23 protein-coding genes and 1 pseudogene are annotated in these 25,282 nt (G+C 72.4%); 16 read left to right on the top strand and 8 right to left on the bottom strand.

The genetic code is table 11. From position 1 onward, the window contains the following. Positions 1-110: 110 nt before the first annotated feature. The gene (locus tag B9W62_RS12740) at positions 111-689 is read right to left on the bottom strand and encodes an N-acetylmuramoyl-L-alanine amidase (RefSeq protein WP_087807292.1); all 579 of its coding nucleotides are present in this window, start codon (positions 687-689) and stop codon (positions 111-113) included. 338 nt (positions 690-1,027) lie between these two features. Between B9W62_RS12740 and B9W62_RS12735 the strand changes: the two genes are divergently transcribed. The 4 genes from B9W62_RS12735 to B9W62_RS12720 all read left to right on the top strand — a co-directional run bounded on the left by B9W62_RS12735 (position 1,028) and on the right by B9W62_RS12720 (position 5,145). Further along, entirely contained in the window at positions 1,028-2,434 is a 1,407-nt protein-coding gene (locus B9W62_RS12735) for a family 2B encapsulin nanocompartment shell protein (RefSeq protein WP_087807291.1), read from the top strand. A gap of 85 nt (positions 2,435-2,519) precedes the next feature. Next, positions 2,520-3,677 (top strand): family 2 encapsulin nanocompartment cargo protein polyprenyl transferase, encoded by a 1,158-nt coding sequence (locus tag B9W62_RS12730; protein ID WP_087807290.1) that lies wholly within the window; start codon positions 2,520-2,522, stop codon positions 3,675-3,677. A gap of 210 nt (positions 3,678-3,887) precedes the next feature. Continuing rightward, on the top strand, positions 3,888-4,484 hold the full coding sequence (locus B9W62_RS12725) for a GNAT family N-acetyltransferase (protein WP_087807289.1): 597 nt from the start codon (positions 3,888-3,890) through the stop codon (positions 4,482-4,484). Between the two features lie 76 nt (positions 4,485-4,560). After that, positions 4,561-5,145 (top strand): dihydrofolate reductase family protein, encoded by a 585-nt coding sequence (locus B9W62_RS12720; RefSeq protein ID WP_087807288.1) that lies wholly within the window; start codon positions 4,561-4,563, stop codon positions 5,143-5,145. A 164-nt stretch (positions 5,146-5,309) separates the two neighbouring features. Here the strand turns inward: B9W62_RS12720 and sodN are convergent, their stop codons facing one another. After that, positions 5,310-5,705 carry a superoxide dismutase, Ni gene (gene sodN, locus B9W62_RS12715; protein WP_003973716.1) on the bottom strand — a complete coding sequence of 132 codons (396 nt, stop codon included), beginning with the start codon at positions 5,703-5,705 and terminating at the stop codon, positions 5,310-5,312. A 145-nt stretch (positions 5,706-5,850) separates the two neighbouring features. Here sodN and sodX point away from each other — a divergent pair, with 145 nt between their 5' ends. After that, on the top strand, positions 5,851-6,288 hold the full coding sequence (sodX, locus tag B9W62_RS12710) for a nickel-type superoxide dismutase maturation protease (protein WP_179235464.1): 438 nt from the start codon (positions 5,851-5,853) through the stop codon (positions 6,286-6,288). Here the strand turns inward: sodX and B9W62_RS12705 are convergent. Continuing rightward, on the bottom strand, positions 6,192-6,821 hold the full coding sequence (locus B9W62_RS12705) for a CGNR zinc finger domain-containing protein (protein WP_087807286.1): 630 nt from the start codon (positions 6,819-6,821) through the stop codon (positions 6,192-6,194). The genes sodX and B9W62_RS12705 overlap by 97 nt on opposite strands. A 98-nt stretch (positions 6,822-6,919) precedes the next feature. On the opposite strand from B9W62_RS12705, the gene B9W62_RS12700 reads away from it, so the two are divergent. Further along, a complete protein-coding gene (locus tag B9W62_RS12700) occupies positions 6,920-7,732 on the top strand; it encodes a class I SAM-dependent methyltransferase (RefSeq protein WP_087807285.1) in 813 nt (270 codons plus the stop codon). Between the two features lie 61 nt (positions 7,733-7,793). On the opposite strand, the gene B9W62_RS12695 is transcribed toward B9W62_RS12700, so the two are convergent. From B9W62_RS12695 to B9W62_RS12685, 3 genes are read right to left on the bottom strand one after another with little or no spacing between them, the layout of a single operon-like run. Continuing rightward, the gene (locus tag B9W62_RS12695; RefSeq protein WP_087807284.1) at positions 7,794-8,555 is read right to left on the bottom strand and encodes an amino acid ABC transporter ATP-binding protein; all 762 of its coding nucleotides are present in this window, start codon (positions 8,553-8,555) and stop codon (positions 7,794-7,796) included. Continuing rightward, complete coding sequence (locus tag B9W62_RS12690) at positions 8,552-9,502, bottom strand: amino acid ABC transporter permease (protein WP_087807283.1); 951 nt, start codon at positions 9,500-9,502, stop codon at positions 8,552-8,554. The genes B9W62_RS12695 and B9W62_RS12690 overlap by 4 nt, the downstream gene beginning before the upstream one ends. A 30-nt stretch (positions 9,503-9,532) precedes the next feature. Next, positions 9,533-10,495 (bottom strand): ABC transporter substrate-binding protein, encoded by a 963-nt coding sequence (locus B9W62_RS12685; protein ID WP_087807282.1) that lies wholly within the window; start codon positions 10,493-10,495, stop codon positions 9,533-9,535. Positions 10,496-11,131: 636 nt separating this feature from the next. On the opposite strand from B9W62_RS12685, the gene B9W62_RS12675 reads away from it, so the two are divergent. The 4 genes from B9W62_RS12675 (at position 11,132) to B9W62_RS12655 (ending at position 14,541) form a co-directional block, all read left to right on the top strand. Next, positions 11,132-12,361: an NAD(P)-dependent malic enzyme gene (locus B9W62_RS12675; RefSeq protein WP_087807280.1), complete on the top strand. Its 1,230-nt coding sequence runs from the start codon at positions 11,132-11,134 to the stop codon at positions 12,359-12,361. A gap of 269 nt (positions 12,362-12,630) precedes the next feature. Beyond that, entirely contained in the window at positions 12,631-13,596 is a 966-nt protein-coding gene (locus B9W62_RS12665; RefSeq protein ID WP_087807278.1) for a zinc-binding dehydrogenase, read from the top strand. A gap of 169 nt (positions 13,597-13,765) precedes the next feature. Next, positions 13,766-13,975 carry an HTH domain-containing protein gene (locus B9W62_RS12660; protein WP_087807277.1) on the top strand — a complete coding sequence of 70 codons (210 nt, stop codon included), beginning with the start codon at positions 13,766-13,768 and terminating at the stop codon, positions 13,973-13,975. Further along, positions 13,975-14,541: a Clp protease N-terminal domain-containing protein gene (locus B9W62_RS12655; protein ID WP_087807276.1), complete on the top strand. Its 567-nt coding sequence runs from the start codon at positions 13,975-13,977 to the stop codon at positions 14,539-14,541. Before B9W62_RS12660 ends, B9W62_RS12655 begins: the two co-directional genes overlap by 1 nt. A gap of 67 nt (positions 14,542-14,608) precedes the next feature. Here B9W62_RS12655 and B9W62_RS12650 read toward each other — a convergent pair whose 3' ends face one another. Together B9W62_RS12650 and B9W62_RS12645 are read right to left on the bottom strand one after the other, a co-directional pair. Beyond that, on the bottom strand, positions 14,609-15,682 hold the full coding sequence (locus B9W62_RS12650; protein ID WP_087807275.1) for a PadR family transcriptional regulator: 1,074 nt from the start codon (positions 15,680-15,682) through the stop codon (positions 14,609-14,611). A gap of 1 nt (position 15,683) precedes the next feature. Beyond that, complete coding sequence (locus tag B9W62_RS12645) at positions 15,684-16,634, bottom strand: DUF4097 family beta strand repeat-containing protein (protein WP_179235463.1); 951 nt, start codon at positions 16,632-16,634, stop codon at positions 15,684-15,686. A gap of 137 nt (positions 16,635-16,771) precedes the next feature. On the opposite strand from B9W62_RS12645, the pseudogene B9W62_RS12640 reads away from it, so the two are divergent. The 6 genes and pseudogenes from B9W62_RS12640 to B9W62_RS12615 all read left to right on the top strand — a co-directional run bounded on the left by B9W62_RS12640 (position 16,772) and on the right by B9W62_RS12615 (position 25,089). Continuing rightward, positions 16,772-17,576, top strand: a pseudogene (locus tag B9W62_RS12640) (hypothetical protein). Positions 17,577-17,622: 46 nt separating this feature from the next. Beyond that, positions 17,623-17,808 (top strand): DUF6104 family protein, encoded by a 186-nt coding sequence (locus tag B9W62_RS12635; protein ID WP_030190019.1) that lies wholly within the window; start codon positions 17,623-17,625, stop codon positions 17,806-17,808. Positions 17,809-17,975: 167 nt separating this feature from the next. After that, on the top strand, positions 17,976-18,383 hold the full coding sequence (locus B9W62_RS12630; protein WP_256976306.1) for a CU044_2847 family protein: 408 nt from the start codon (positions 17,976-17,978) through the stop codon (positions 18,381-18,383). Next, a complete protein-coding gene (locus B9W62_RS12625) occupies positions 18,380-20,488 on the top strand; it encodes a VMAP-C domain-containing protein (protein ID WP_087807273.1) in 2,109 nt (702 codons plus the stop codon). Before B9W62_RS12630 ends, B9W62_RS12625 begins: the two co-directional genes overlap by 4 nt. 151 nt (positions 20,489-20,639) lie before the next feature. After that, complete coding sequence (locus B9W62_RS12620) at positions 20,640-21,758, top strand: AAA family ATPase (protein WP_087811877.1); 1,119 nt, start codon at positions 20,640-20,642, stop codon at positions 21,756-21,758. A gap of 7 nt (positions 21,759-21,765) precedes the next feature. Next, complete coding sequence (locus B9W62_RS12615; RefSeq protein ID WP_087807272.1) at positions 21,766-25,089, top strand: SAV_2336 N-terminal domain-related protein; 3,324 nt, start codon at positions 21,766-21,768, stop codon at positions 25,087-25,089. Positions 25,090-25,282: the final 193 nt, after the last annotated feature.

The raw sequence follows: 25,282 nt of genomic DNA, 5'->3' as shown, positions 1-25,282 counted from the left end.
GGCGCAGACCGGTGCGAGGGGTGCTGCGGTCGGTGCGCGGATGGCGCCGACCGGTCCGGAAGGTGCTGCGGTCGGTCCACGGGGCACTCCGGCCGGTCCCTGGATCACTCTCACTTCAGGCGGTCGCGGATGCGCTCCCGCATCGACGCCATCGTGAAGCCGCGCGGGTCGACCTTCCCGGGCTGCCACTCGAGGTGGCCGATCACCGAGCGCTCGTTCCAGCCGTGGTGGCGGCACACGGCCGCGGCGGCCCGCTCGATCGCGTCCAACTGCGCGGCGGGCCAAGGGTCCTTGCCGTCGCCGAGGTTCTCGCACTCGAAGCCGTAGAAGTGCCGGTTGCCGTCGGTGTTGGCCTCGTTGTCCCGGGGCAGCGCCTTCTCCGCGACGACGGCCCGCAGGACGTCGTCGTCGCCGAGACCGGCGTGGTTGGCCCGGCCGTAGCCGACCAGATGGACCCTGCCGTCCTTGGTGATGACACCGTGGCACAGCGGGCCGGGCAGGCTCTCGTGCCCCTTGCGGCAGATCTCCACCGTCCGCGCGCTGCCCCGGGTCACGGTGTGGTGGATCATCACCCCGTTGACGGGGCCCCAGGGGCCCTTGTGGTTGCGATTGTGGTCCCGCCAGTCGCCCACCTCGACGACGGTGAGACCCTCCGCCTTCAGTGCCTTCAGGAAACTACTCGCGGACATGGGTGAGGCCACGGCCGGCTCCTTCACGCTGCGCGACGACCGCCCGACGCGACCGCCTCGTACGGAGCTTGTACCGAACCGGAGCTTCACCTATTACTTGCTCGGTCGGTGTGCGAATCGTTTCGGCCAATCTCGTCCCGGCCAGTGGCGTCGAACAGGGGCGGACCGAGTCGGACAAGTCGCCGAGACGCCGAACAAGCCCCCATATCTGCCCCGGCCGCAAGTGATCCATTCCCGCTCTTTCGTGTAATAGCACCGGCACGCTCCGTGAGGAAGGCTGGTCCATGCACATCGATGCCGGGCGCAGCCGTCCGGCATGACCGGGAGGGCAATTCCTTATGTCGGTAGGCGAAGAGGTCCGCACCGAGCAGACCAGGCCGCAGCAGAGCCTCGGCACGGCGGCCGCGCGGAACCTGGCCACCACCACCAAGTCCGTTCCTCAGATGCAGGAGATCAGCTCCCGCTGGCTGCTGCGCTCGCTCCCCTGGATCGACGTCCAGGGCGGCACGTACCGGGTCAACCGGCGCATGACCTTCGCCGTCGGCGACGGTCGCGTGACGTTCGTGAAGACCGGCGACCGCGTCGAGGTCATCCCCGCGGAGCTGGGCGAGCTGCCGGCCCTGCGGTCGTACGAGGACGACGAGGTTCTGTCGGAACTCGCGCAGCGCTGTGAGCAGCGGGAGTTCGGTCCCGGCGAGGTCATCGCCTCGTTCGGCGGCCGGGCCGACGAGGTCTACCTGCTGGCGCACGGCAAGATCGAGAAGATCGGCACCGGTCCCTACGGCGACGACGCGGTGCTCGGCGTCCTCGCCGACGGCGCCTACTTCGGCGACCAGGCGCTCCTCGACGGTGACGCCATCTGGGAGTTCACCGCCCGCACGGTCACCGCCTGCACGGTGCTGGTGCTGCCCCGCCAGGAGGTGGAGCAGGTCGCGGAGCGGGCGGAGTCCCTGCGCGAGCACCTGGAGCAGCGGCGCTCGATCCCGGAGCAGCGCACCAACAAGCACGGTGAGAAGGAGATCGACCTCGCGGCCGGTCACAGCGGCGAGCCGGACATCCCGCACACCTTCGTCGACTACGAGGCCCGGCCCCGTGAGTACGAGCTGAGCGTCGCGCAGACCGTGCTGCGCATCCACTCGCGCGTGGCCGACCTGTACAACCAGCCGATGAACCAGACCGAACAGCAGATCCGCCTGACGGTCGAGGCGCTGAAGGAGCGCCAGGAGCACGAACTCATCAACAACCGCGAGTTCGGCCTGCTGCACAACTGCGAGTACGACCAGCGCATCCAGCCGCACGAAGGCGTGCCCGGCCCGGACGACCTCGACGAGCTGCTGAGCCGCCGGCGCGGCACCAAGCTGCTCCTCGCCCACCCGCGTGCCATCGCCGCCATCGGCCGCGAGCTGAACAAGCGCGGTCTCGTCCCGGAGACGATCGACGTCGCCGGGAACCGCATCCCGACCTGGCGCGGTGTGCCCATCTACCCGTGCAACAAGATTCCGGTCACCGAGGCCCGCACCTCGTCGATCATCGCGATGCGTACCGGCGAGCAGGACCAGGGCGTCATCGGTCTGCGCGCCACCGGCATCCCGGACGAGATCGAGCCGAGTCTGTCGGTGCGCTTCATGGGCATCAATGAGCAGGCCGTCATCAAGTACCTGGTCACGGCCTACTACTCGGCCGCCGTCCTGGTACCGGACGCGCTCGGCGTCCTGGAGAACGTCGAGATCGGCCGCTGGCGGTGACCTCGCAGCCCCGAACGCGGTGTTCCCGCCCTCCCGGGCGGGTACACCCCGGGGGTACGGACGGGCCCAGGGGGAAGGTGAGTCCATGACGGAGACCCGGCGCGGCGGCACCGCGACGCGTCGTCCCACCGGAGCACCGGAAAGGCACGGGCCCATCGGTACACAGCGCGAGAAGGAGCCGGCGGAGTCGTCCGACGGTCCGGGACGGGCGGCCGAAGGACACGAGGCGGCCGTGCTCCTGAGCGAGTCACGGGCATCGGTCGACCCCGAACTGCGGTCCGCCATCGCTTCGCTGCCCGAGTCGATGCGCCGGATCGCGCTCTACCACTTCGGCTGGCAGCACGCGGACGGCACGCCCGCGGCGGGCAACGCGGGCAAGGCGATCCGCCCCGCGCTCGTCCTCACCGCGGCGACCGCGCTCGGCGGGCCGGCGGCCCGCGCGGCGGCCGGCCGGGCCGCCGCGGCGGTGGAGCTGGTCCACAACTTCACCCTGCTGCACGACGACGTGATGGACCGGGACGCCACCCGGCGACACCGGCCGACCGCGTGGACCGTGTTCGGTGACGCCGACGCGATCCTCGCCGGAGACGCCCTCCAGGCGCTCGCCCTGCGCCTGCTCGCCGCGGACCCGCACCCCGCGTCCGCGGCGGCGGCCGCCCGGCTCGCCGACTGCGTCATGGAGCTGTGCGAGGGCCAGCACGCGGACACGGCCATGGAACGGCGCCCGCCGGGCGAGGTCACGCTCGACGAGACGCTTGCCATGGCCGAGGCCAAGACGGGAGCCCTGCTGGGCTGTGCCTGTGCCCTGGGTGCGCTGTACGCGGGTGCGGCCACGGAGGACGTCGAGGCACTGGACGCCTTCGGCCGCGAGGCCGGGCTGGCCTTCCAGCTCATCGACGACGTGATCGGCATATGGGGCGACCCGCGCCACACCGGCAAGCCGGCCGGTGCCGACCTGGCCGCCCGCAAGAAGTCACTGCCGGTGGTCGCCGCCCTCACCTCCGGCACCACGGCCGCCGCCGAACTGGCCGAGCTGTACGCGGCGCCGTACGACGAGGGCAAGGAGGACCTGGAGCGCACCGCCCTGGCCGTGGAGCGGGCCGGCGGCCGGGACTGGGCGCAGGCCCAGGCGGCCGACCATATGGCGAAGGCCATGCAGGAGCTGGCCCGTGCCGTGCCCGAACCGGAGGCGGCCGGCGGCCTGCTCGCGCTGGCCGAGTTCGTGACCCGGCGCAGTACCTGAGCGCCGCCACGCAAGACCCCGGAGCCCGTGCAGGGCCGTACGGCACCTGACCGACGTACGGCCGCACCGCCGACGGCTCCGGTCCGGCGGGTCCCGCACTTCCCCACGGTGTGCGGGGCCCGCCTCCTTGTCTCCCCCGTCAGGGCCCGGGGCCACCCGTTAGGCTCAACCGCCGTACACACGAGCGGTGTTGAGTCGGAGGGGTGAGGTATGGGTGTGGTGATCCGGACGGCGGGGGAGGACGACCGGGATCTGGTCGTCCGGTTGCTGGACGAGGCCTTCCAGGACGATCCGGTGAGCAGTTGGGTCTTCCCCGGTGAGGAGTACCGGCGCCGGACGCACCACCGGCTCATGGCCGCGTTTGCCGACGCCGTGTTCGCCGACGGACGCATCGATCTCACCGAGGACGGCGCCGCCTGCGCGTTGTGGCTGCCCGTCCCGGCGGACGAGCACACGGCCGCCGAGGACGCTCCCGCGCAGATCCGCGAGGCCGTCGACCCGGAGAACGAGCGCGTGGAGCTGATAGCCCGGCTCACGGACGGCATCCACCCCACCGGGCGGGCCCATGAGTACCTGTGGATGATCGGTGTGCTCCCCGGGCGGCAGGGCGAGGGTCTCGGCACCGCGCTGATCGAGAGCGTGCTCGACCGCTGCGACCGCGAGAGGCTGCCCGCCTACCTCGAGGCGAGCAGTGCCCGCGGCAAGGCGCTGTACGAGCGCCTCGGGTTCGAGTTCACCGGCCGGGCCCTGGACCTGCCGGACGGCCCCCGGATGTGGCCCATGTGGCGCGAGCCGCAGACCCGGTAGCCCCGACAATCCCCTCCCCAAACAACTACGGGTGGAGTACTGTGATCGTAGTGGTCAACATGAAGGGGAGACCGGTTTGCGCAAACTCACGTACTTCGTCGCCTGCTCGATCGACGGTTTCATCGGCGGCCCGGACGGCGACGCCACGTTCATGGTCCCGTTCGTCGACGAGGAGTTCTTCGCGTTCCTGAAGTCGGAGTACCCGGAGACGCTGCCGACCCACGGCCGTAGGCCGCTGGGCATCGACGACCTGCCGAACAAGCGGTTCGACACCATCGTGCAGGGGAGGGCCAGCTACGACCTGGCCCTCAAGGAGGGCGTCACCAGCCCGTACGCGCATCTGCGCGAGTACGTCGCCTCCCGCACGCTCACCGAGTCGCCCGACCCGAACGTCGAGATCATCTCGACCGACCTGGTGGGCAGGGTCAGGGAGTTGAAGGCGGAGGACAGTGCCTTCGACATCTACCTGTGCGGCGGCGCGGCCGTCGCCGGCGAGCTGGCCGACGAGGTCGACGAGCTGGTCATCAAGAGCTACCCGGTGGTGCTCGGCACCGGCATGCCGATGTTCGCCTCCGGTTTCGCCGTCTCCGAGTTCGTGACGGACTCCGTGCGGACCTTCGGCAACGGCGTCGTGGTGCGGACGTACCACCGCAAGCGCTGAGCTACCCGCAGGACCGAGGGGCGGTCAGGGGCAGGCCCCGACCGTGGGCCCCTCCTGGCCCCGGCAACGCCGAAGGGGCCCGGCCGGATGGCGGCCGGGCCCCTTCGGGCTGTCCTGCGGCCTGCGATGGTGCACCGATCGCCGGCCCAGGATGCTGACGTCCGTCAGGCCTTCTTGGTCTCCCAGAAGATCTTGTCGATCTGGGCGATGTAGTCCAGCGCCTTCTGGCCGGTCGCCGGGTCCTTCGAGCCCTTGGCGGCCGACAGGGCCTTAAGGGTGTCGTTGACCAGCTGGTGCAGCTCCGGGTACTTCTCGAAGTGCGGGGGCTTGAAGTAGTCGCTCCACAGCACGGAGACGTGGTGCTTCGCGAGCTCGGCGCGCTGCTCCTTGATGACCGTGGCGCGCGTCTGGAAGTGCGGGTCGTCGTTGCCGGCCATCTTTTCCTGGACGGCCTTCACCGACTCCGCCTCGATGCGGGCCTGGGCCGGGTCGTACACGCCGCAGGGCAGGTCGCAGTGGGCGCTGACCGTGACCTTGGGGGCAAACAGGCGGGAAAGCATGAAGCGTTCCTTCCTCGTGATCGTCTTCTCAGGGGGGACATTACTCCCTGGGAGACCCGATTTCGCGAGTGCCCCCGTGGGCTTAGGACAAAAGTCCGGGGTGAGACTGAGACTGGTGGAGGAAAGACCGGGGAGGTGCCGGGTGATGCCGGAGCAACTGTCGCAGGAGACCGAGCGCGCGAGAGGGACGCTGCCCTTCGGGCCGGCCGAGGTGACCGGGCCGTCGATGGTGCCCACGCTGCACCACGGTGACGTGCTGCTCGTGCACTGGGGAGCGCGGGTCCGGCCGGGTGACGTGGTCGTCCTGCGGCACCCCTTCCAGCAGGACCTGCTCGTGGTCAAACGGGCGGCCGAACGGCGCGGGACCGGCTGGTGGGTGCTCGGGGACAACGCGTTCGCGGGCGGGGACAGCACCGACTACGGCGTGGTCCCGCAGGACCTCGTGCTGGGCAGGGTCCGGTTCCGCTACCGCCCGCCGCGGCCGGGTCAGCGTTCGCCGCTCGCCGTGGTCCGCTGGGTGCTGTCGGCGGTCAGGCCGGTGCTGGCCGACCGGTCCGCCTCCAGGCGCTTGCGGGCGCGGTAGGCCGCGACGTTGGCGCGGGTGGCGCAGCGGTCGGAGCAGTAGCGCCGGGAGCGGTTGGTGGAGGTGTCCAGGTAAGCGTTGCGGCAGGGGGCCGCCTCGCACAGGCCCAGCCGGTCCACCCCGTACTCGGTGAGGTGGAAGGCCAGGCCCATCGCCGCGATGGCCGCGAAACCGGCGGTCGCGTTGGAGGGGTGGTCCGCCAGGTGCATGTGCCACAGCGGGCTGCCGTCCTCCGCCCGGTGGTCGTGCCCGGAGATCTGCGGGCTCACCGGGAACTCCAGGAGCAGTGAGTTCAGCAGGTCCACGGCGAGGGTCTCGTCGCCCCCGTCGGCCGCCTCGAAGACCGCGCGCAGCCGTCCCCGGACCGAGCGGAACCGGGTCACGTCGGCGTCGGACGCGCGCCGGGCCGCCGACTGGTTGGCGCCGAAGAGGTCACGGACGGCCTCCACCGAGGTCAGGGAGTCCTGCCCGCGCGACGGTTCCTCGGTGTTGACGAGACGTACGGCGTAATCCGAGTAATAGGCCAGTTCCACTTGTAGTCCTTACGGAGGGGCTCTATGGTCGTGCCTGCGGTCAGGTAACAGCTGATCGTGCTTCCAGGGTATTACGCGACGCAGTACGGAGGGGCTCGATGACGAACGCGGACACGACCACCACCACGACGACCGCCACCCCGGCCGCCACCCCGGCCACCGCGGCGGGTGCCGACTGGCAGGCCTGGCAGCAGAGCTGGGACCGGCAGCAGGAGTGGTACATGCCGGACCGCGAGGAACGGTTCCGGATCATGCTCGACATGGTCGAGGCGCTGGTCGGCACCGCGCCGCGCGTGCTGGACCTGGCCTGCGGCACCGGCACCATCACGGCCCGGCTGCTCGACCGGTTCCCGCAGGCCACGAGCACCGGGGTGGACCTCGACCCCGCGCTCCTCGCCATCGCCGAGGGCACCTTCGCGGGCGACGAGCGGGTCTCCTTCGTCACCGCCGACCTCAAGGACCCCGACTGGCCGTCGAAGCTGCCGTACGGCTCGTACGACGCCGTGCTGACCGCGACGGCCCTGCACTGGTTGCACGCCGACCCCCTCGCGGATCTCTACGGCCGGGTCGCGGACCTGGTCCGCGACGGTGGTGTCTTCATGAACGCGGACCACATGATCGACGACACGACGCCCCGGATCAACGCGGCCGAGCGCGCCCAGCGGCACGCACGGATGGACGCCGCCAAGGAACAGGGCGCCCTGGACTGGGCCGAGTGGTGGCAGCTCGCCGCCAAGGACCCGGTGCTGGCCGGGCCCACCGCCCGCCGCTTCGAGATCTACGGCGAGCACGCCGACGGCGACATGCCCTCGGCGGCCTGGCACGCGCGCGTACTGCGCGAGAAGGGCTTCGGCGAGGCGCGGCCCGTGTGGTGCTCGCCGTCCGACACCCTGCTGCTGGCGGTCAAGTAGGACCACACGCCGAGGGGCGGTACGGAGATCCGTACCGCCCCTGACCTCTGCTCACGCGGTCTCAGAGGACCTTGGACAGGAATGCCTTCGTCCGGTCGTGCTGCGGGTCGGTCAGCACGTCGCGCGGGTTGCCCGACTCGACCACCACTCCGTCGTCCATGAAGACCAGGCTGTCGCCGACCTCGCGGGCGAAGCCCATCTCGTGGGTGACGACGACCATCGTCATGCCGGACTCTGCGAGGTCGCGCATGACGTCGAGGACGTCGCCGACCAGTTCGGGGTCGAGCGCGGAGGTCGGCTCGTCGAACAGCATCAGCTTCGGGTCCATCGCCAGGGCCCGGGCGATGGCGACGCGCTGCTGCTGGCCGCCGGAGAGCTGCGAGGGGTAGTTGCCGGCCTTGTCGCCCAGGCCCACGCGCTCCAGCAGGGCCCGTGCGCGTTCCCGGGCCTGGGGCCTGCTCATGCCCTTGACCTGGACCGGGGCCTCCATGACGTTCTCCACGGCCGTCATGTGCGGGAACAGGTTGAAGCGCTGGAAGACCATGCCGATGTCGCGGCGCTTGCGGGCGACCTCGCTGTCCTTCAGCTCGTAGAGCCTGTCGCCCTTCTGGCGGTATCCGACCAGCTCGCCGTCGACGTACAGACGCCCGGCGTTGATCTTCTCGAGGTGGTTGATACACCTGAGGAAGGTGGACTTGCCGGAGCCGGAGGGGCCGATGAGGCAGAACACCTCGCCCTGCTCCACCTCCAGGTCGATGCCCTTGAGGACCTCGACGGCGCCGAAGGACTTGTGGACGCCCTCGGCCTTGACCATGGCGGTCATGCCGCACCTCCCGTCGTGCTGGAGCGGTTCGACAGGGAGAACAGGTTCGCCCTGATCTTCTGCATCGGGGTCGGCGGCAGACTGCGGCTGGAGCCGCGGGCGTAGTAGCGCTCCAGGTAGTACTGGCCGACGCTGAAGACCGAGGTCAGCAACAGGTACCAGGCCGCCGCGAGGAACAGCATCTCGGCCGGGGCGCCCGAGGTCTGGCCGATGTCCTGGGCGACTCTGAACAACTCGGCGTACTGGACGACCGACACCAGCGAGGTCGTCTTCAGCATGTTGATGACCTCGTTGCCCGTCGGCGGCACGATCACGCGCATCGCCTGCGGGACCACGATCCGGCGCAGCGTCCTGGAGTGGCTCATGCCCAGCGCGTGCGCCGCCTCCGTCTGGCCCTCGTCGACCGCGAGCAGACCGGCGCGGCAGATCTCCGCCATGTACGCCGCCTCGTTGAGGCCGAGACCGAGCAGCGCCGTCAGGAACGGCGTCATGAAGTCCGACCACTCGTCGCGGTAGAACGGGCCCAGGTTGATGTACTCGAAGACCAGGCCGAGGTTGAACCAGACGACCAGCTGCACCAGGACCGGCGTGCCGCGGAAGAACCAGATGTAGAACCACGCGATGGACGAGGTCACCGGGTTCTTCGACAGCCGCATCACGGCGAGCAGGATGCCGCCGACGATACCGATCAGCATGGCGAGGACGGTGATCAGCAGCGTCTTGCCCATGCCGGTCAGGACACGGTCGTCGAAGAAGTAGTCCGGGATCGCGCCCCAGTTGATCTTGCCCTGCGAGAACGCGTACACGACCGCGGCCAGCAGCGCGATCGCGACGACCGCGGAGACGTACCGCCCGTAGTGCCGGACCGGGATGGCCTTGATGGCCTCCGGCGGGGTCGGCGGGTTACCCGCCGGGCCGCCCGCCGTCTTGTCGATGTCAACAGTCACGGATGTTGCCTTTCAGCGCCCGCCGCGCGGTCACTTGCCGCCGTTGACGGCGGCCTCGGTGACGGCGCCTTCCGCCACACCCCACTTGTCCATGATCTTCTTGTATTCGCCGTTCGCGATCACCGCGTCCAGCGCCGCCTTCAGGGCGTCACGCAGCTGCGCGTTGTCCTTGGCCACCGCGATGCCGTACGGCGCGGCCTCGACCTGCTCGCCGACGAGTTCGAAGTCCTTGCCGCCGCCCGAGGTCTTCACCGCGTACGCCGCCACCGGGAAGTCGGAGGAACCGGCGTCCGCGCCGCCCGCGCGCAGGCGGGTCTGGGCCTGCTGGTCGTTGTCGAAGGCCTCCATGGAGATCTTCTTGCCGGCCGGGCACTTCTCGTTCTCGGCCTTGGCGAGGTCCTCGGAGACCGTGCCGCGCTGGAGCACGAGCTTCTTGCCGCACAGGTCGGACCAGGTCTTGATGCCCTGGTTGTCGCCCTTCTTGGTGTAGATCGAGACACCGGCGGTGAAGTAGTCGACGAAGTCGACGCCCTGGCCGACCTTCTTGCCGGTGTCGGAGTCGATGCCCTCCTGGCGGTCCTTGGTGTCGGTCATCGCGGACATGGCGATGTCGTACCGCTTGGAGCGCAGCCCGGTGATCAGGGTGTCGAAGGTGCCGTTCTCGAACTCGAACTTCACGCCGAGCTGCTTGCCCAGGGCGTCCGCGAGGTCCGGGTCGATACCGACGGTCTTGCCGGAGTCGTCCTTGAATTCGACGGGCGCGTACGCGATGTCCGAGCCGACCTTGATGGTGCCCTTGTCGCGGATCGACTGCGGCAGCTTGTCCGCGAGCGGAGCGCCGGCGGCGGACTGGTTGTCGCTGCCGCTGGAGTCGCCGTTCTCGGTCTGGTCGCCGCATCCGGTGAGCAGCAGGGCGCCGGCGACCGCGATCGCACCGACCGCTGCTAGCCGGGAGTGCGCGGCGGTCGTACGACGGGTGAAGCGTGCGGTCATGGTGGTTCCTCCGGCGGATGAGGGAGTTGCCGATGGGGACGGTGGAGTTCCTGACGAGACGCCGGCCGGGGGACCGGCCGGTGCCGTGGGTCGACGAGAGCACACACCTTCGAGTGCCGCGACCTCGTGTGATTACGGCATCTTGCCATTCGGACTCGGCCGTTCAGGGGGCCCGTCATGTCAAAATCGGATAACGGGTCAGCCCCCGAACCGCACCAGGTCGGTACATCACGACCGAACCTTTGCGGGAATCTGCCCTTCCGGCCGGAAGATCTGCGGAATCTCTCCTTATCCCGCCATGGATCGCGGGTGTACAGGGCGGCCGATGTCTTCGATCCGAGGTCTGTCAAGAGGGCCTGGGAGGTTGTCCAAAACCCTGGCTATGAGTCATGTCACCGACATGCGGCGTTCGAGGTCCGGCATGTGAGCTTGCGCTTATCGGACTCGTCGCGGGAGGCGTCCGTCGGGTAAGAAGGTTCTTTACACCCCTCATCAGGGGCTCAGGGCGCGTGTGCGGCGCGCCCGTCGCGCAGGGTCCACGTGGCCCAGACAGTCATCTCCCTGTGCGGTGCCCGCCCATTCCTCACCAGGAGTGGACAAACCCTCAAACCATGAACTCTTAAGGGGTAAGACAAAGTGGCAGCGGAGATCGTCAATCCTCGCAGCGACAGCGAAGCCGGTGCGGAGCAGAAGGAGGGCGCCGAGCCGCTCGACGCCTTCGACCCCGCGTTCGCGCTGCACCGCGGCGGCAAGATGGCCGTGCAGGCCACCGTGCCGATCCGCGACAAGGACGACCTGTCCCTGGCGTACACGCCCGGCGTCGCGAAAGTGTGCAGCGCGATCGCCGAGCAGCCCGACCTCGTCCACGACTACACCTGGAAGTCGTCGGTCGTCGCGGTCGTGACGGACGGCACGGCGGTGCTGGGACTCGGTGACATCGGGCCCGAGGCCTCCCTCCCGGTGATGGAGGGCAAGGCCATCCTGTTCAAGCAGTTCGGCGGAGTGGACGCGGTCCCGATCGCCCTGAACTGCACGGACGCCGACGAGATCGTCGAGACCGTGGTCCGGCTCGCGCCCTCCTTCGGCGGCGTCAACCTGGAGGACATCTCGGCGCCGCGGTGCTTCGAGATCGAGCGCAAGCTCCAGGAGCGCCTGGACATCCCGGTCTTCCACGACGACCAGCACGGCACGGCCGTCGTGACGCTGGCCGCCCTGCGGAACGCGGCGCGGCTGAGCGGGCGGACGCTGGGCGAGCTGCGCGCGGTGATCTCGGGCGCGGGCGCGGCCGGGGTCGCCATCGCCAAGATGCTGGTGGAGGCCGGCATCGGCGATGTCGCGGTCGCCGACCGCAAGGGCGTCGTCTCGGCCGACCGGGACGACCTGACGCCGGTGAAGCAGGAGCTGGCCTCCTTCACCAACAAGGCCGGACTGTCTGGCCCGCTGGAGGCGGCCCTCGCGGGTGCGGACGTCTTCATCGGCGTCTCCGGCGGTACGGTGCCGGAGCCGGCGGTGGCCTCGATGGCCGAGGGCGCGTTCGTGTTCGCCATGGCCAACCCGAACCCCGAGGTGCATCCGGAGGTCGCCCACAAGTACGCGGCGGTCGTCGCGACGGGGCGGTCGGACTTCCCGAACCAGATCAACAACGTGCTGGCGTTCCCGGGCATCTTCGCGGGCGCGCTCCAGGTGCGGGCGTCGCGGATCACCGAGGGCATGAAGCTCGCGGCGGCCGAGGCGCTGGCCTCCGTGGTGGGGGACGACCTCGCCGCGGACTACGTCATTCCGTCCCCGTTCGACGAGCGGGTCGCGCCGGCCGTGACGGCGGCGGTGGCCGCGGCGGCCCGGGCGGAGGGGGTTGCGCGCCGGTGACGGTGTGATCCCTGCGGTGTGGTGAGCGGTCCCGTCCCTCGGTGGGCGGGGCCGCTTGTCTTTGCCGGTGCGTGTGCCGACGCGGGTGCGGGTGCGCTGGGCGCGGGGTGGGGGGTGGGGGCGCTGACCGGTGCTGGGCGGGTGCCGCTGCGCCCACCCGTGCCGCCCCAGCGGCACGACTGCCCGCAGCTGAGGGGGGCTGGCAAGAGGGGGTGTGTCACACGGGCTTGTGGTTTCGGATGGGCGGTGGGGAACCTATCGTCAAGGTCATGTTCGCTGTCTACGCCGCCCGAATCGACCGCGACCAGCCGTTGGCCGGCCTGGAGTTGGGAGAGCTTCCGGCTCCCGAGGCCCGGCCGGGCTGGAGTGTCGTCGATGTCAGGGCCGCCTCCCTCAACCACCACGACCTGTGGTCCCTGCGCGGCGTCGGCCTCCCCGAGGACCGGCTGCCGATGATCCTCGGCTGCGACGCCGCCGGGATCGACGCGGACGGCAACGAGGTCGTCCTGCACTCCGTGATCGGACAGACCGGCCACGGTGTCGGCCCCAAGGAGCCCCGCTCCATCCTCACCGAGCGCTACCCGGGGACCTTCGCCGAGCAGGTCGCCGTGCCGACCTGGAACATCCTGCCCAAGCCCAAGGAGCTCTCCTTCGAGGAGGCCGCCTGTCTGCCGACCGCATGGCTGACGGCGTACCGGATGCTGTTCACCAACGCCGGGGTGCGTCCCGGTGACTCGGTGCTGGTGCAGGGCGCCGGCGGCGGGGTCGCCACGGCCGCGATCGTGCTCGGCAAGGCGGCCGGGCTGCGGGTCTTCGCCACCAGCCGGGACGAGGCCAAGCGCAAGCGGGCCCTGGAGCTCGGGGCGGTGGAGGCCGTCGAGACCGGTGCGCGGCTGCCGCAGCGGGTGGACGCCGTGATCGAGACCGTGGGCGCCGCCACGTGGTCGCACTCGATCAAGTCGCTCAGGCCGGGCGGCACGCTGGTCATCTCCGGTGCCACCAGCGGCGACCGGCCCTCCCACGCCGAGCTGACCCGGATCTTCTTCCTGGAGCTCAAGGTCGTCGGCTCCACGATGGGCTCCAAGGACGAGCTGGAGGACCTGCTGTCCTTCTGCGCCGCCACCGGTGTACGGCCCGTCATCGACGAGGTGCTCCCGATGGACCGGGCTCGTGAGGGGTTCGAGCGGATGGCCTCCGGGGGGCAGTTCGGCAAGATCGTGCTCAGCAACTCCTGACGCGTTTCCCCACCTGCGGCGGGTCCGGTTCTCCGGGCCCGCCGTTCGCGTTGCCGGGCGCCGGTCCCGGCCGTCGGGCGACTCCGGGCCGTCGGACCGCTCCCGCCCGCATGTCAACCGCATGTCAACCTAGGTTGACATGCGGGTCATGTCAACCTAGGTTGACTGTATGAGCGAAGCAACGGATCTCGCCACGCGTGCGGGTGACCGCGATCCCCGGATCGGGCTGCGCGCCGTCACCGCCCTGCGGAAGCTGGTGGAGCAGCTGGAAGCCGTACAGGTGCGCAGCGCCCGCGGGCAGGGATGGTCCTGGCAGGAGATCGCCACGGAACTCGGGGTCAGCAGGCAGGCCGTGCACAAGAAGTACGGGAGGCATTGATGTTCGAGCGATTCACGAAGGACGCCCGCGCGGTCGTGCAAGGGGCCGTCGGGCATGCGGAGCAGGCGCGGGCGGAGACCGTCGAGCCCGAGCACCTGCTGCTCGCCCTGCTGGACCGGGAGGGCAGCCGCGCCTCCTTCGCGCTGACCTCCCTCGGCCTCGGTGAGCACCGGGACGCGGTGCGCCGGGCGCTGGGGGACGCACGGCGCCGTGCGGGTCTGTCGCAGTCCGAGACGGAGGCCCTCGCCGGACTGGGAATCGACGTCACGGAGATCGTCGCCAAGGTGGAGGAGGCCCACGGTGTGGGGGCGATGTCTGCCGACGACCGCAAGCGCGGGCGCCGGTGGTCCGGACACCGGAGCTTCAGCCGGGGCGCCAAGGACGTCTTGGAGAAGGCGCTGCGGGTCGCCGTCGCCCGCCGTGACCGGCACATCGGGGACGAACACCTCCTCCTCGCCCTGGTCCTGCGCCCCGGAGTGCCCGCCGAGGTGCTCGCCGACCACGGCGTGACCCACGCGTCGCTGTCCAGGGTGCTGGGCGACGGGGCCGGGGAAGCCTGCGCCTGACCGGCGGCACCGGCAGTTCACCGGCGCGCGGCGCCCCGGAGGCAGTGGGGACCGCGTCGCGCCGTGCTCAGGCCTTCGGTGTGCGCAGGATGGCCCCGATGTGCGCCGCCGCATCCGACAGCCGCCGGCGGGAGTCGCGCAACTGGTCCGCCGTCACGCCGTGGTCCCGGGCCGCGTCACGAATGTCGTCCCGGAAGCGGTCGAGCAGCCGGTCCAGGTCGCGGGCCGGGTCGCCGGTCGACTCCGCGGCGTCCTCGTGGGCCCAGCTCGGGACGTATCCGGCGGGGAAGTCCTCGGGTGTGCCGGAGTACTCGGGCTGGTGGGTCTGGTGGGCGGTGCTCCCGGTGTCGGAGCGGCCGAAGCCCCAGTCCTTGCCGAACTCCTTGCCGAAGTCCTTGCCGAAGTCGCCGACGTCCTTGGCCAGCTCGCTCAGCCCCTCGACCAGTCCCGTCGGCCAGTCGCCCTGCGAGAAGTGGCCCTGCACCTGTTCCTGCACGCGTTGGGCGATGCGCTGGACCTCCTCCTGCGCCTGGGCCCGGGCCCGCTCCTGGGCCTCCTTGGCCTGGCGGCGGGCCCGCTGCGCCTCGTCGCGGGCGCGGCGGCTCTCGTCCTTGGCGCGGCGGGCCTGCTCCTTCCACTCCTGCTTGATCCGCCGCATCTCCTCCTTGGCGGCCCGCCACGCCTCCTTCTCGTCGGTGCCCCCGGCGCCGCCGGCCGAGCCGCTCTCCTCGTCGTACGCCCCGGAGGTGCCCCCGCGGGCAGCGGTGGCCGCGGCCCGCATCTCGCGTCGCAGATCGCCGGCCGCGCCCCGCACGTCGGCCCGGATCTCGGCGGCCAGCTCGGCGACCGACTCGCGGATCTCCAGCTCCAGATCGGCCAGCTCACCGCTGCGGTCGGCCAGCTCGGCCCGCCCGGCGTCCGTGATGGCGTACACCTTGCGGCCGCCCTCCGTGGTGTGGGTGACCAGGCCCTCCGCCTCCAGCTTGGCCAGGCGCGGATACACCGTGCCCGCGGAGGGGGCGTACAGGCCCTGGAAGCGTTCCTCGAGGAGCCGGATCACCTCGTAGCCGTGGCGCGGAGCCTCGTCCAGGAGCTTGAGGAGGTAGAGGCGGAGGCGGCCGTGGGCGAAGACGGGGGGCATGTCAGAGCACCTTCTTGTCGGTCGTGCCGTCGGAAGGGGCGCCGGTGGCGCCGTCGTCCCGGACGGAAGCGGAATTGTCCCCCGAGTCGGCCTGCGCCCGGCCCGCCGGGTCGGAGTACTCCGGCTCCCGCTCCCACGCTTCTTCCTGCTCCGCCGGCCGGCGGAGCAGGGCGATCGAGCCGGTGACGGTGGTGGCCTTCAGCCGGCCGTTGCCCGCGCCGAGCCGGCCGGTGATGCGCTTGGCCCCCCAGTGGCCACCCACCCGGAGGTCCTCGAAGGCGCTGCTGACCATGCCGCTGGCCGTGTTCGCCTCGACCCGGGCGTCGGCCGGCTGGGGCAGTCGGATGGCGATCTCGCCCGAGACGCTGTTCATACTGATGTCGGTCGGTCCGCCGGCCGGATCCAGGTCGACGATCATCGAGCCGCTCACCGATTCGGCCCGCACGGAGGAACCCGCCTCGACCACCGTCAGGTCGCCGGAGACGGAGTTGAAGAGCAGGTCGCCGGTGAGGGCCTGGGCCTCCACGTTCCCCGAGACGGTGTCCGCGCGGACCGGGCCCGCGAGGCTCACCAGGGTGGTGTCCCCGGAGACGCCCTTGACCTCGGTCGGTCCGTCGAGGCCCGAGACCACGGCCGCGGCGCTGACCGCGCCCACCTCCACCCGGGCGCCCGTCGGCACCGCGAGGGAGACGACCGCGCTGCGGCGCCAGCCCTTGCTGTCCAGCCACTTGAGGAAGCCCTTCCAGGGCAGGTCCTCGTAGGCCACGGTGAGCACGCCGTCCTGGTGGGTCACGACGAGAGGTGGTCCCTCGATCTCGGAGACCTCCAGACGGGCGGAACCTTCGTCGGTGCCCACCACGTTCACCGTGCCACCGACAATGCGTACGTGGAGCCGGCTCACGGACTCGTCGAAGGTGAGCTTCCTGGGCTCCGCGACGGACCACTCGGACATCGTGCAGACCTCCTCGACCGAACGCGCCATATCGCGTCACTCTCAATTCACGATATATCGCGGAGGGGGAAAGTCAAGACACCCGTTCTGGTGATCAGCGATCGGCCGGGTGGGGCGATCCGGCCTAACTTGTCATCATGCCGACGGAAAAGTCCGCACCCGCTCACGCCACCGGCGCCCTGCTGCTCTGCCGCGCGGAGCCGGACGACGTCGCCCTCGTCGCCGGTCTGCTGGGGGAACCGATGCCGCTGGTCCGGGCCGGTGCGCGGTGGAGCGCGCTGGTGCCCGAGGGCCGGCCCTGGCGGGACGGGGGCGAACCGGTCGACCGCGTCGCCACCGGCTGGGCCGCCGCGCTCGCCGTCGGGGCCCCCTGGCCCGTCCTCGCCCTGTGGTGGGACGCCGACCGGGCCGGATACACCCTCGCGTCCGGATTCTGCCGCCCGGTGGGCTACGTGTGGCTCGCGAACGGCACCCCGGCCGGCGAGGACGAGGCGATGCGCACCTTCGCCGCCCGGCTGGGCCTGGACCCGGTCCTGGACCTCGAGTCGCTGGAGCTGCTGACGAGGCCCGACCCCGAGACCGGCGCCCGCGCGAGGATGCGCGGCCTGATCGCGGTCCTCACGCGCGCGGGTGTCTCCCTCCCGGCCGGACTCGACCCGGGCGAACCCGCCGACCGCCTGCGCGAGCGCGCCCGCGCCCTGCCCGGCGCCCGCCGCACCGCCGGGACGGTGCGCGGACGCGACGCCGCCCGTCCGGCCGCCCGGCGCGCACGGCCCGGCCGGCCGGGCCCTCGCCGTGGCCGAGGTGGTGGCCGGGGCCCCGCTCCTGGCCTGGGGCGCCCGGCACCGCAGCGGCGGCTGGACCGCGGCGGGCGCCCTGCTGGCCGTGCACGGCACGTCGCTCCTGGTCCGCGCCGGCACCCGCACGGCGCCCTTTGCATAGTCTTGGGGGCGGATTCGGAACACGGACGCACGCAGGAGAACACCACATGTACTTCACCGACCGCGGCATCGAGGAACTGGAGAAGCGGCGCGGCGAGGAAGAGGTCACCTTCGAGTGGCTCGCCGAGCAGCTGCGTACGTTCGTCGACCTCAACCCGGACTTCGAGGTGCCCGTCGAACGCCTCGCCACCTGGCTCGCCCGGCTGGACGACGAGGACGAGGACGAGGAGTAGGACCACTCGGCGACGTGGAGCGGAACCACTCGGCGACGACGAGCGGAACCATGCCGCGACGATGAGTGGACCCGCGCGGCACGGCCAGGGGTTTAGCCTGCTCCCCCCGGTGGGGTAAGAGACCTCCACAGCAGCGGGGGAGCCGGAAGCGAACGGACGGGGGCGCCGTGGCCGGTGGGATCGAACGGATACGGCTCGACGACGGGACCGTCGTCTGGGCCAGAGTGAACGCGTCCGACGACGCGGCGACCGGGGACGGATTCGAGGACACCGGCGTACGGGACCGCGTCATCGACATGGCGGGGGGCCTCGCCGACACGGTCGGTGGTGTCGTGCGCTCCCTGCGCGCCGGACTGGACACCCAGGAATCCGTCGAGGTCTCCGTCGGCTTCGGCATCGAACTGTCGGCGCAGGCGGGCACCATCGTGGGCGCCATCGCGGGGGGCGGCGGCCACGCCTCGCTGACGGTGTCGTTGACCTGGACCGAACCCGCCCGCCGGGACGGCGCGCCGCGGCCCGGACCGGACGGCGGTGCCGTTCCTCCGCCCGGACCTCCGGCGACCGGAGCCGTATGAGCGCCCTCGAAGATCTGGTGCGCCCCTCGCTGGCACGCATCGTCGCACCGGGTGACGGGTATGCACCGGAGCGTGGCGAATACTGGGGATCGGGATTCTTCATAGCGCCGGGCTGGCTGTTGACCTGTGCCCACGTCGTGGGGAAGGGGGGAGCGGAGGTGTGGCGGAGTCGGAGCCCCGTGGGGGTCACCTGGCAGGGCGGCACCACCACGGGCGAGGTGGTGCTCGCCAAACCGCGGCCCGAGCCCGCGCACGCGGGCCGCGGGCGCTGGGAGTTCCCCGACATCGCGCTCGTGCGGGTGCACGGCGCGGACGACGCCCGTTGCGTCTGGCTGAGCGATCGCGCCCCGACCATCCCCGCCCCGGTCTCGCTGCACGGCTGGTCGCGGCAGACCGGCGCCCTCGGCCTGCGGCACGGTGTCGGCGAGGCGAGTGGCCGGGACGGCAAGGCCCTGCTGCTCACCGGCGCCCTGCCGGTCGAGGGCCTGTCCGGCGGACCCGTGGTCGACCTGCGCCACGGCTCCGTCATCGCCATGAACAAGGGCGTCCGGCAGACCGAGGGGGCCGCCGTCCCCGTCACCGCGCTGCGCGAGCTGCACGACGTGCGCGGGGGCGACATCCTGCACAGCGTCATGCGCGAGCACGACCTGCACCACCTCGCCCGCTTCAACCGGCCCGGCGCGGACACCGACTGGACGCGTGTCCAGACCGAGCTGCGCGATCCCGGCGCCCCGGGTCTCACCCCCGCCCAGCGTCTCCACCTCTACGGCCACCTCGCCCAGTTGCCGCCGCCCAGCGGTCCGGGCGAGATCGCGGACCTCGTGCAGGAGGCCAAGTCCCGCGTGGTGCAGTCGGACTTCCGCTCCCCGTTCCCCGAGGACCTGCGCACCTGGCGGGAGGGCGCGGCCCTGCTGCACGGGCTGCGCGACCTCGGTGACAAGGGAGGCAGGCCCGAACTGGACCTGGACGCCGTCCTGCTGTACGCCGCCAAGGTGGCCCGGCACACCGTGCTGACGCGCCCGGGGGACACCGACCCGGAGCGGCTGCGGGACTTCACCCGCTGGATCGGGGAGCAGGCGGTCCTGTACGCCCAGCCGGTGATCCGCGAGGACATCGACCGGCTCCTCGACGAGGTGCGCGAGCCGGAAGCCGCCCGGTTCCCCGGTGCCGTCCTCGCGTCCGAGCCCCCGTCCCGCACCGGAGCCGACGTCCTCGTCGACATCGGGGAGCCGGTCTACGGGGAGCGGTACCCGCTGAGCGTGCGCCTCCTGTACGACGGCCGGGACGTCACCCCCCTCTACAGCAACGACCTCGGCGTACGGCGCCACGAACTCCAGGAGCACCTGAGGGAGCCGCTGGCCGAGGCGCTGCGGCTGGGCGACCGCGGTGAACACCTGGCGGTCGTCGAGGCGTTCCTGCCCCGCGCCCTGCTCGACGAGCCGATCGACGAGTGGCGGCTCGTCCCCGAGGGGGACGGCGACGGCGCGGCCGGCGAGGGGGACGACTACGAGGAGACCGACTTCTTCGACGAGCAGTCCATGCCGCTCGGACTGCGTCGTACCGTTCTGCTCCGAGACCGCCGCCGCAACGCCAAGCCGCCCATTCCCGAATGGCGTCGGCGCTGGACGGCCTCCGCGCGCGGGCCGCTGTCCGGCATCCCGCTGCGCGGCGAGTCGACGGACACCGGCCACGCGTCCGGCGCGCGCCGGGAGAGCAGGTACGGCACCCTCCGCCGGCTGTCGGGCAGCGGCGACGGCTGCGTGCCGGTCTTCTGCGGGCCCGTCGGAAGCGGCGCCGGGCGCCAGGCCATGGACGTCGCCCTCGCCGCCGGACACCCTCTGGTGCTGTGGCGCCGGGACGGCCACGACCACGACGAGTGCCGGACGTTCCACCGCAGCGCCGCCCGCCTGCTGTCCCTCGCCGGCCGGGCCGAGGGCCTGCACGCGCACGTGCGCGACCTGCGCATCGGCGCCTCGGACCCCGACATCGCCCTGAGCGAGGGACTCACGGGCCGGATCGCCGTCCTCTACGACCCGCCGGACCGCCCGCCGTACGGCACGGAAACGATGCGGCCGCCGCCGCTCGCCGGACCCCAGGCCCTCTGATGCCGCGTCAGAAGCCGTCGACCCGCCGGTCTTCGAACGTCGGGCGAGCGGGAGCGTCCGGGAGTCTCGGCAGGCCCGGCGGCCGGACGGTAACGTCGTACTCGAACGGCCCGAACCGCTGCAAGATCACCAGAGCCGGAAGGAGCCCATGGTGAACGACTGGCGGATCTACCGCGGAGTGGGTCAGCCGCACGACGGCGTACGGCGGTTACCGGAACCGCCTCCCTGGCGCGACTTCACGCGCGCGCAGGACGACGCGCCGACCGGATCCCAGGACCCCAGCGGCGCCCGCCGGCTCGGCGTCCGCCGCCGCCGTGCGGAGAACTACGCGCCCCGCCCCGCCGAGGTCGACGCCGTCAACGCGGCCCTGTACCTGCGCCGCCCGCTCCTCGTCACCGGCAACCCCGGCACCGGGAAGTCCACCCTCGCCTACGCCGTCGCCCACGAGCTGCGACTGGGCCGGGTGCTGCGCTGGCCGATCGTCAGCCGGACCACCCTCCAGGACGGTCTGTACCGCTACGACGCGATCGGACGGCTCCAGGACGTCCAGCTGGAGCGCGCCCGCGGCGTCCGCGACACCGGCGGCAACGGGAGCGGCGCGGGTGACGGGACCAGGATCGACGCGGGCGACGGCAACGGGAGCGACGCGGACGGCCGGGCCGACGGGGACGGGCCCGACGCAGTGGACCGGGACCCGGGCATCGGGGCGTACATCCGGCTGGGACCGCTCGGCACCGCGCTGCTGCCCTCCGAACTGCCCAGGGTCCTGCTCATCGACGAACTCGACAAGAGCGACCTCGACCTGCCCAACGACCTCCTGAACACGCTGGAGGAGGGCGAGTTCGCCATCCCGGAGCTGGAACGCGTCGCCGACCGGCAGCCCGTGGTCGAGGTGCTGTCGCACGACAGCGGCCGGGTCGCGGTGCACGGCGGGCGGATCGCCTGCACCAACTTCCCGCTGATCGTCCTGACCTCCAACGGCGAGCGGGACTTCCCGGCGCCCCTGCTCAGGCGCTGCGTCCAGCTCGAGTTGGAGCCACCGGGGGAGGAGCAGCTCACCGCCATGGTCGAGGCGCACCTCGGCGAGGAGGGGGTCGCCGCGGGACAGGACCTGATCGGCAGGTTCCTCGACCGGGAACCGGGCGAGGTGATGGCCGCCGACCAGCTCCTCAACGCCCTTTTCCTCACCCAGCACACGCCCCACGCGGAACGGCTCACCCGCGAGCGCATCGCGGACCTGCTCATGCAGCGGCTCGACCGGTCGAGGTGAGGGCCCGATGCAGGGGGCGCCGCTGGAGGAGCTGATCGGCCGGCTGCGCCGCGCCGGCCTCGACGTCACCGCCGAGGACGTCGCGGACGCCGTCTGGCTCGCCCGACGGCTCGGCGCCGCACCTCCCGGCGCCGCCGGCCGCCCCGGCCCCGCCACGGACCCGGACGCCGGCACCGGTCCCGGCTCCGACACCGGCTCCGGGGCCGAGTACGAGTCCGAGTCGGCCGGTACGTCGGAGGACGGATCCAGGAGCACGCCCGCCTCGCCCGACACCGCGTCGCCCGACCCCGCCGCCGCAGCGGACGGCGCGGCACGGCACGACCCGGACGACACCGGCCCCGGAACAAGGGCGTCCACCCCGGTACCGCTGCGTACCGCGGGCGCCGCCACCGGCCGCAGCGACGACGGAGGCTCCCGCGTCACCGTCCCGGTGCGCGCCCCCGCCGCGTCCGCGCTGCCCGGTCTCCTCGGCCTGGAGAAGGCCCTGCGCACCCTGGGCCGTTACCGGGTCGCGAGCAGCGAGTACACCGACGGCGGCATCGACGAGGAGGCGACCGCCGAGCGCGCCGCCGTGACCGGCTTCGTCCTGCCCGTGACGCGGCCGGGCCGCAGCAGGCGGTCCGACATGCGGCTCCTGGTCGACACCGGACCCGCGATGGCCGTGTGGGGACAGCTGGTCGAGGAGCTGCGCCAGGCCTGTCAGCAGTCGGGAGCGTTCGCCGCCGTCCGGGTCCACCACCTGCACGCCGACGCCACCGGGAGCCCGGCGATCGGTCCCGCCGCGGAGCCCGGCCGCCCGCTGCGGCTGCGCTCGCCGGACGAGCTCCACGACCCCTCCGGCCGCTCCGTCACCCTGCTCGTCAGCGACTGCGTGGGCACCCTGTGGCAGAGCGGCGGTGCGCAACGGCTGCTGCGGCAGTGGCCGCGCTCCTCGCCGCTGGCCATCGTCCAGCCGCTGCCGCCGCGGCTGTGGGGCCGTACGGCCCTGCCCGCGGAGCCCGGACTGCTGGTCCGGCCGGCCGAGTTCGGCGGGCGGCTCGCCTTCCACCCGGACGACGAGCCGTGGGACGAGCCCGCCACCGCCGCGCCCGCCATCGCGGTACCGGTGCTCCAGCCGACACCCGAGGCGTTCGAGACCTGGGCGCGTCTGCTGGCCGGCACCGGTCCCACCAGCGAGCGGGCCTGGGCCGCCCGGACGACGTACCGCCCCGCGCCCGCGGCCCCGCCCGGCACGGGCGTGCGCGGCGACGAAGAACTCGTCCGCGCGTTCCGGGCGACCGCCTCGCCGGGGGCACTGCGCCTCGCCGTGTACCTGGCCGCCGCCCCGCTCACCCTGCCCGTGATGCAACTGGTGCAACGCGCCATGCTGCCCGACACCGGTCCCATGGAACTGGCGGAGGTCCTGCTGGGCGGGCTGCTGCGGCGGCTGCCCGGCACCGGGGACCAGCCGTGCTTCACCTACCCGGGCCGGGTGCAGGACCTGCTGCTCTCCACCCTGGACCAGGACACCGCCGGGCTCGTCCTCAAGCACTGCTCGGACTACGTGGAGCGGCGTTTCGGCAAGGGCACCCGCAACTTCGCCGCGCTGGCCGCCGTCCGTCTCGCCGGGCGGGACGCCGGGCCCGTCGACACCGGGGCGCGCACGGACGACGACTTCGGACCGAACGCCGGGGACAGCGCGGAGGCCGAGCTGTTCGCCCGCGTCCCCGCCCGGGTGCTGCGCTTCTACCTGCCCGAGCTGGTCACGCCCGAGCCCCTGACGGAGGCGGAGCGGCTGCTCGGCCAGTGGCGGACGCTGGCCGACCCGGACGTGCTGCACCGGGCGCGCGAGCACGCCGAGGCCGCGGTCCGGGCCGCCACCAGAGCCACCGTCGACGCCGCCGACGCCGCCGAGGCCCACGAAGAGGCCGACGGCGTACGGGCCCGGCTGGTCCTCGGCCGCGTGCTGCGCGCCGAGGCCGACACGGTGGCGGGCCGCGCGCCGGAGCGCCGGGCGGACCTCCTCACCGCCGCCACCGGGGAACTGGCGGCGGCGCACCGCGCGGCGCCGGACCACAGCCTCGCGCAGGCGGAGTCCGCGCTCGAACTCGCCGCCGGGCTGCACGCGCTGTGGCGCGTCACCGGCGACCCGGACCGCCTCATGGCCGCGCTCGACGTCCTGGCCCCCGACATCGCCCCCTGGCCCGCGGCCGTCCGCCGCGTCTTCGAGCCCACGGAGGACGGGTCCGCCGCGGAGGGCCACCGCACCGAGACCTGGCGCGCCGTCCACCGGGCCCGGCTGCTGCGCCGCGGCCGGCTCCTGCTCGACCTGGGGCACCACGGCGAGGCCGCCGCCGAGCTGCGCCCGGCCTGCGCCCTGCTCGACGAGTCCGACGCCCCCGGCCCGGTACGCAGCCGGGCCCTGCTCGACCTGGCACGGGCGCTGCGCGGCGCCCCGGCGGACGAGGAGGCGACCCGGGAAGTGCTGCTGCGGGCGGAGCGGGCCGCCGGTGACGACCCCGCCCTGCGGCTGCCCTGCCTCGCCGCCCGCGCCGCCTTCCACGACACCGTGGGCGAGGCCCGGGAGGCCGACGAGGCGTACGAGTCGGCCGTACTGCTCGCACCGCCGGAGAGCGTCGTACGCTGCGGACTCCTCACCACCTGGGGCGAGTCGCTGCTGCGCAGGGCGTCCCGGGGGGACGGCGCGGGACTCGTGGACCGGGCGGAGTCCGTACTGAGGGAGGCGCTCAAGGAGCTGCCGGCCCGCTCCGCGCAACGCGGCAGGCTACAGGCGCTCGTGGGCAGCGCCCTCGCCCAGCGTTTCCGGCACCTGGGGTTCCTGCCGGACCTGTTCGAGAGCCGGCACCTGCTGGGGCAGGCCGTACGGGCGGCGGCCGACGTGGGCGTACGGGCCGAGGCCTGGCTCCAGCTCGGCAGGGTGCGGCTCGAGGGGTGGTACCGGGCCGGCGCACCCGTGCTCTTCGAGGCGCTGCACGCGTACGAGAACGCCGAGCGCGAGGCCTGGGAGGCGCACCCGGTCGGGCCGGGGCCGGCGACGGTGGCACGGGCCCGGCACGGGCGCGGAGCGGTGCTGGTGCTGCTGGGCCGGCCCAGCGCGGCCGGTGCGGCCTACCGGGCGGCGCGGGAGCAGTGGCAGCGGCTCACGGGGTCGCTGCGGGAGGTCGACTGGGACGACGTGGAGCTGACCCGCCGCGCGGCGGACGACCTCGCGGCGGGACGGACACCCGCGGCCCCGTCCCGGGCCATGCCCGAGGAGGAGTGGAGGCGGCTTTCGCCGCCTTGGCACCCTTGGGAGGAGCGGTCCAACGAGGCCGAGTTTGCGCGCAGTTGATCCGTGAAGGGTTTCCGTCTCCGGCCGGTCGGGAAGAACTGGGCAACCATCGCGAGGGGACGGGGCGGGACGTGGGCAGGGAGGAGCCGAGGGTGGCGGAGCAGGGGATGGGAACGCCCGGTCGTGGCGGGGGTGCCGGACCGACCGTGCTACTGCCCGGGCTCACCGATGCCGACCTGCGGACATTGCGTGC

Source organism: Streptomyces sp. CS113, from assembly GCF_002188365.1.
Classification (GTDB): domain Bacteria; phylum Actinomycetota; class Actinomycetes; order Streptomycetales; family Streptomycetaceae; genus Streptomyces; species Streptomyces tendae.
This window is presented reverse-complemented; position numbering and strand designations above follow the sequence as displayed.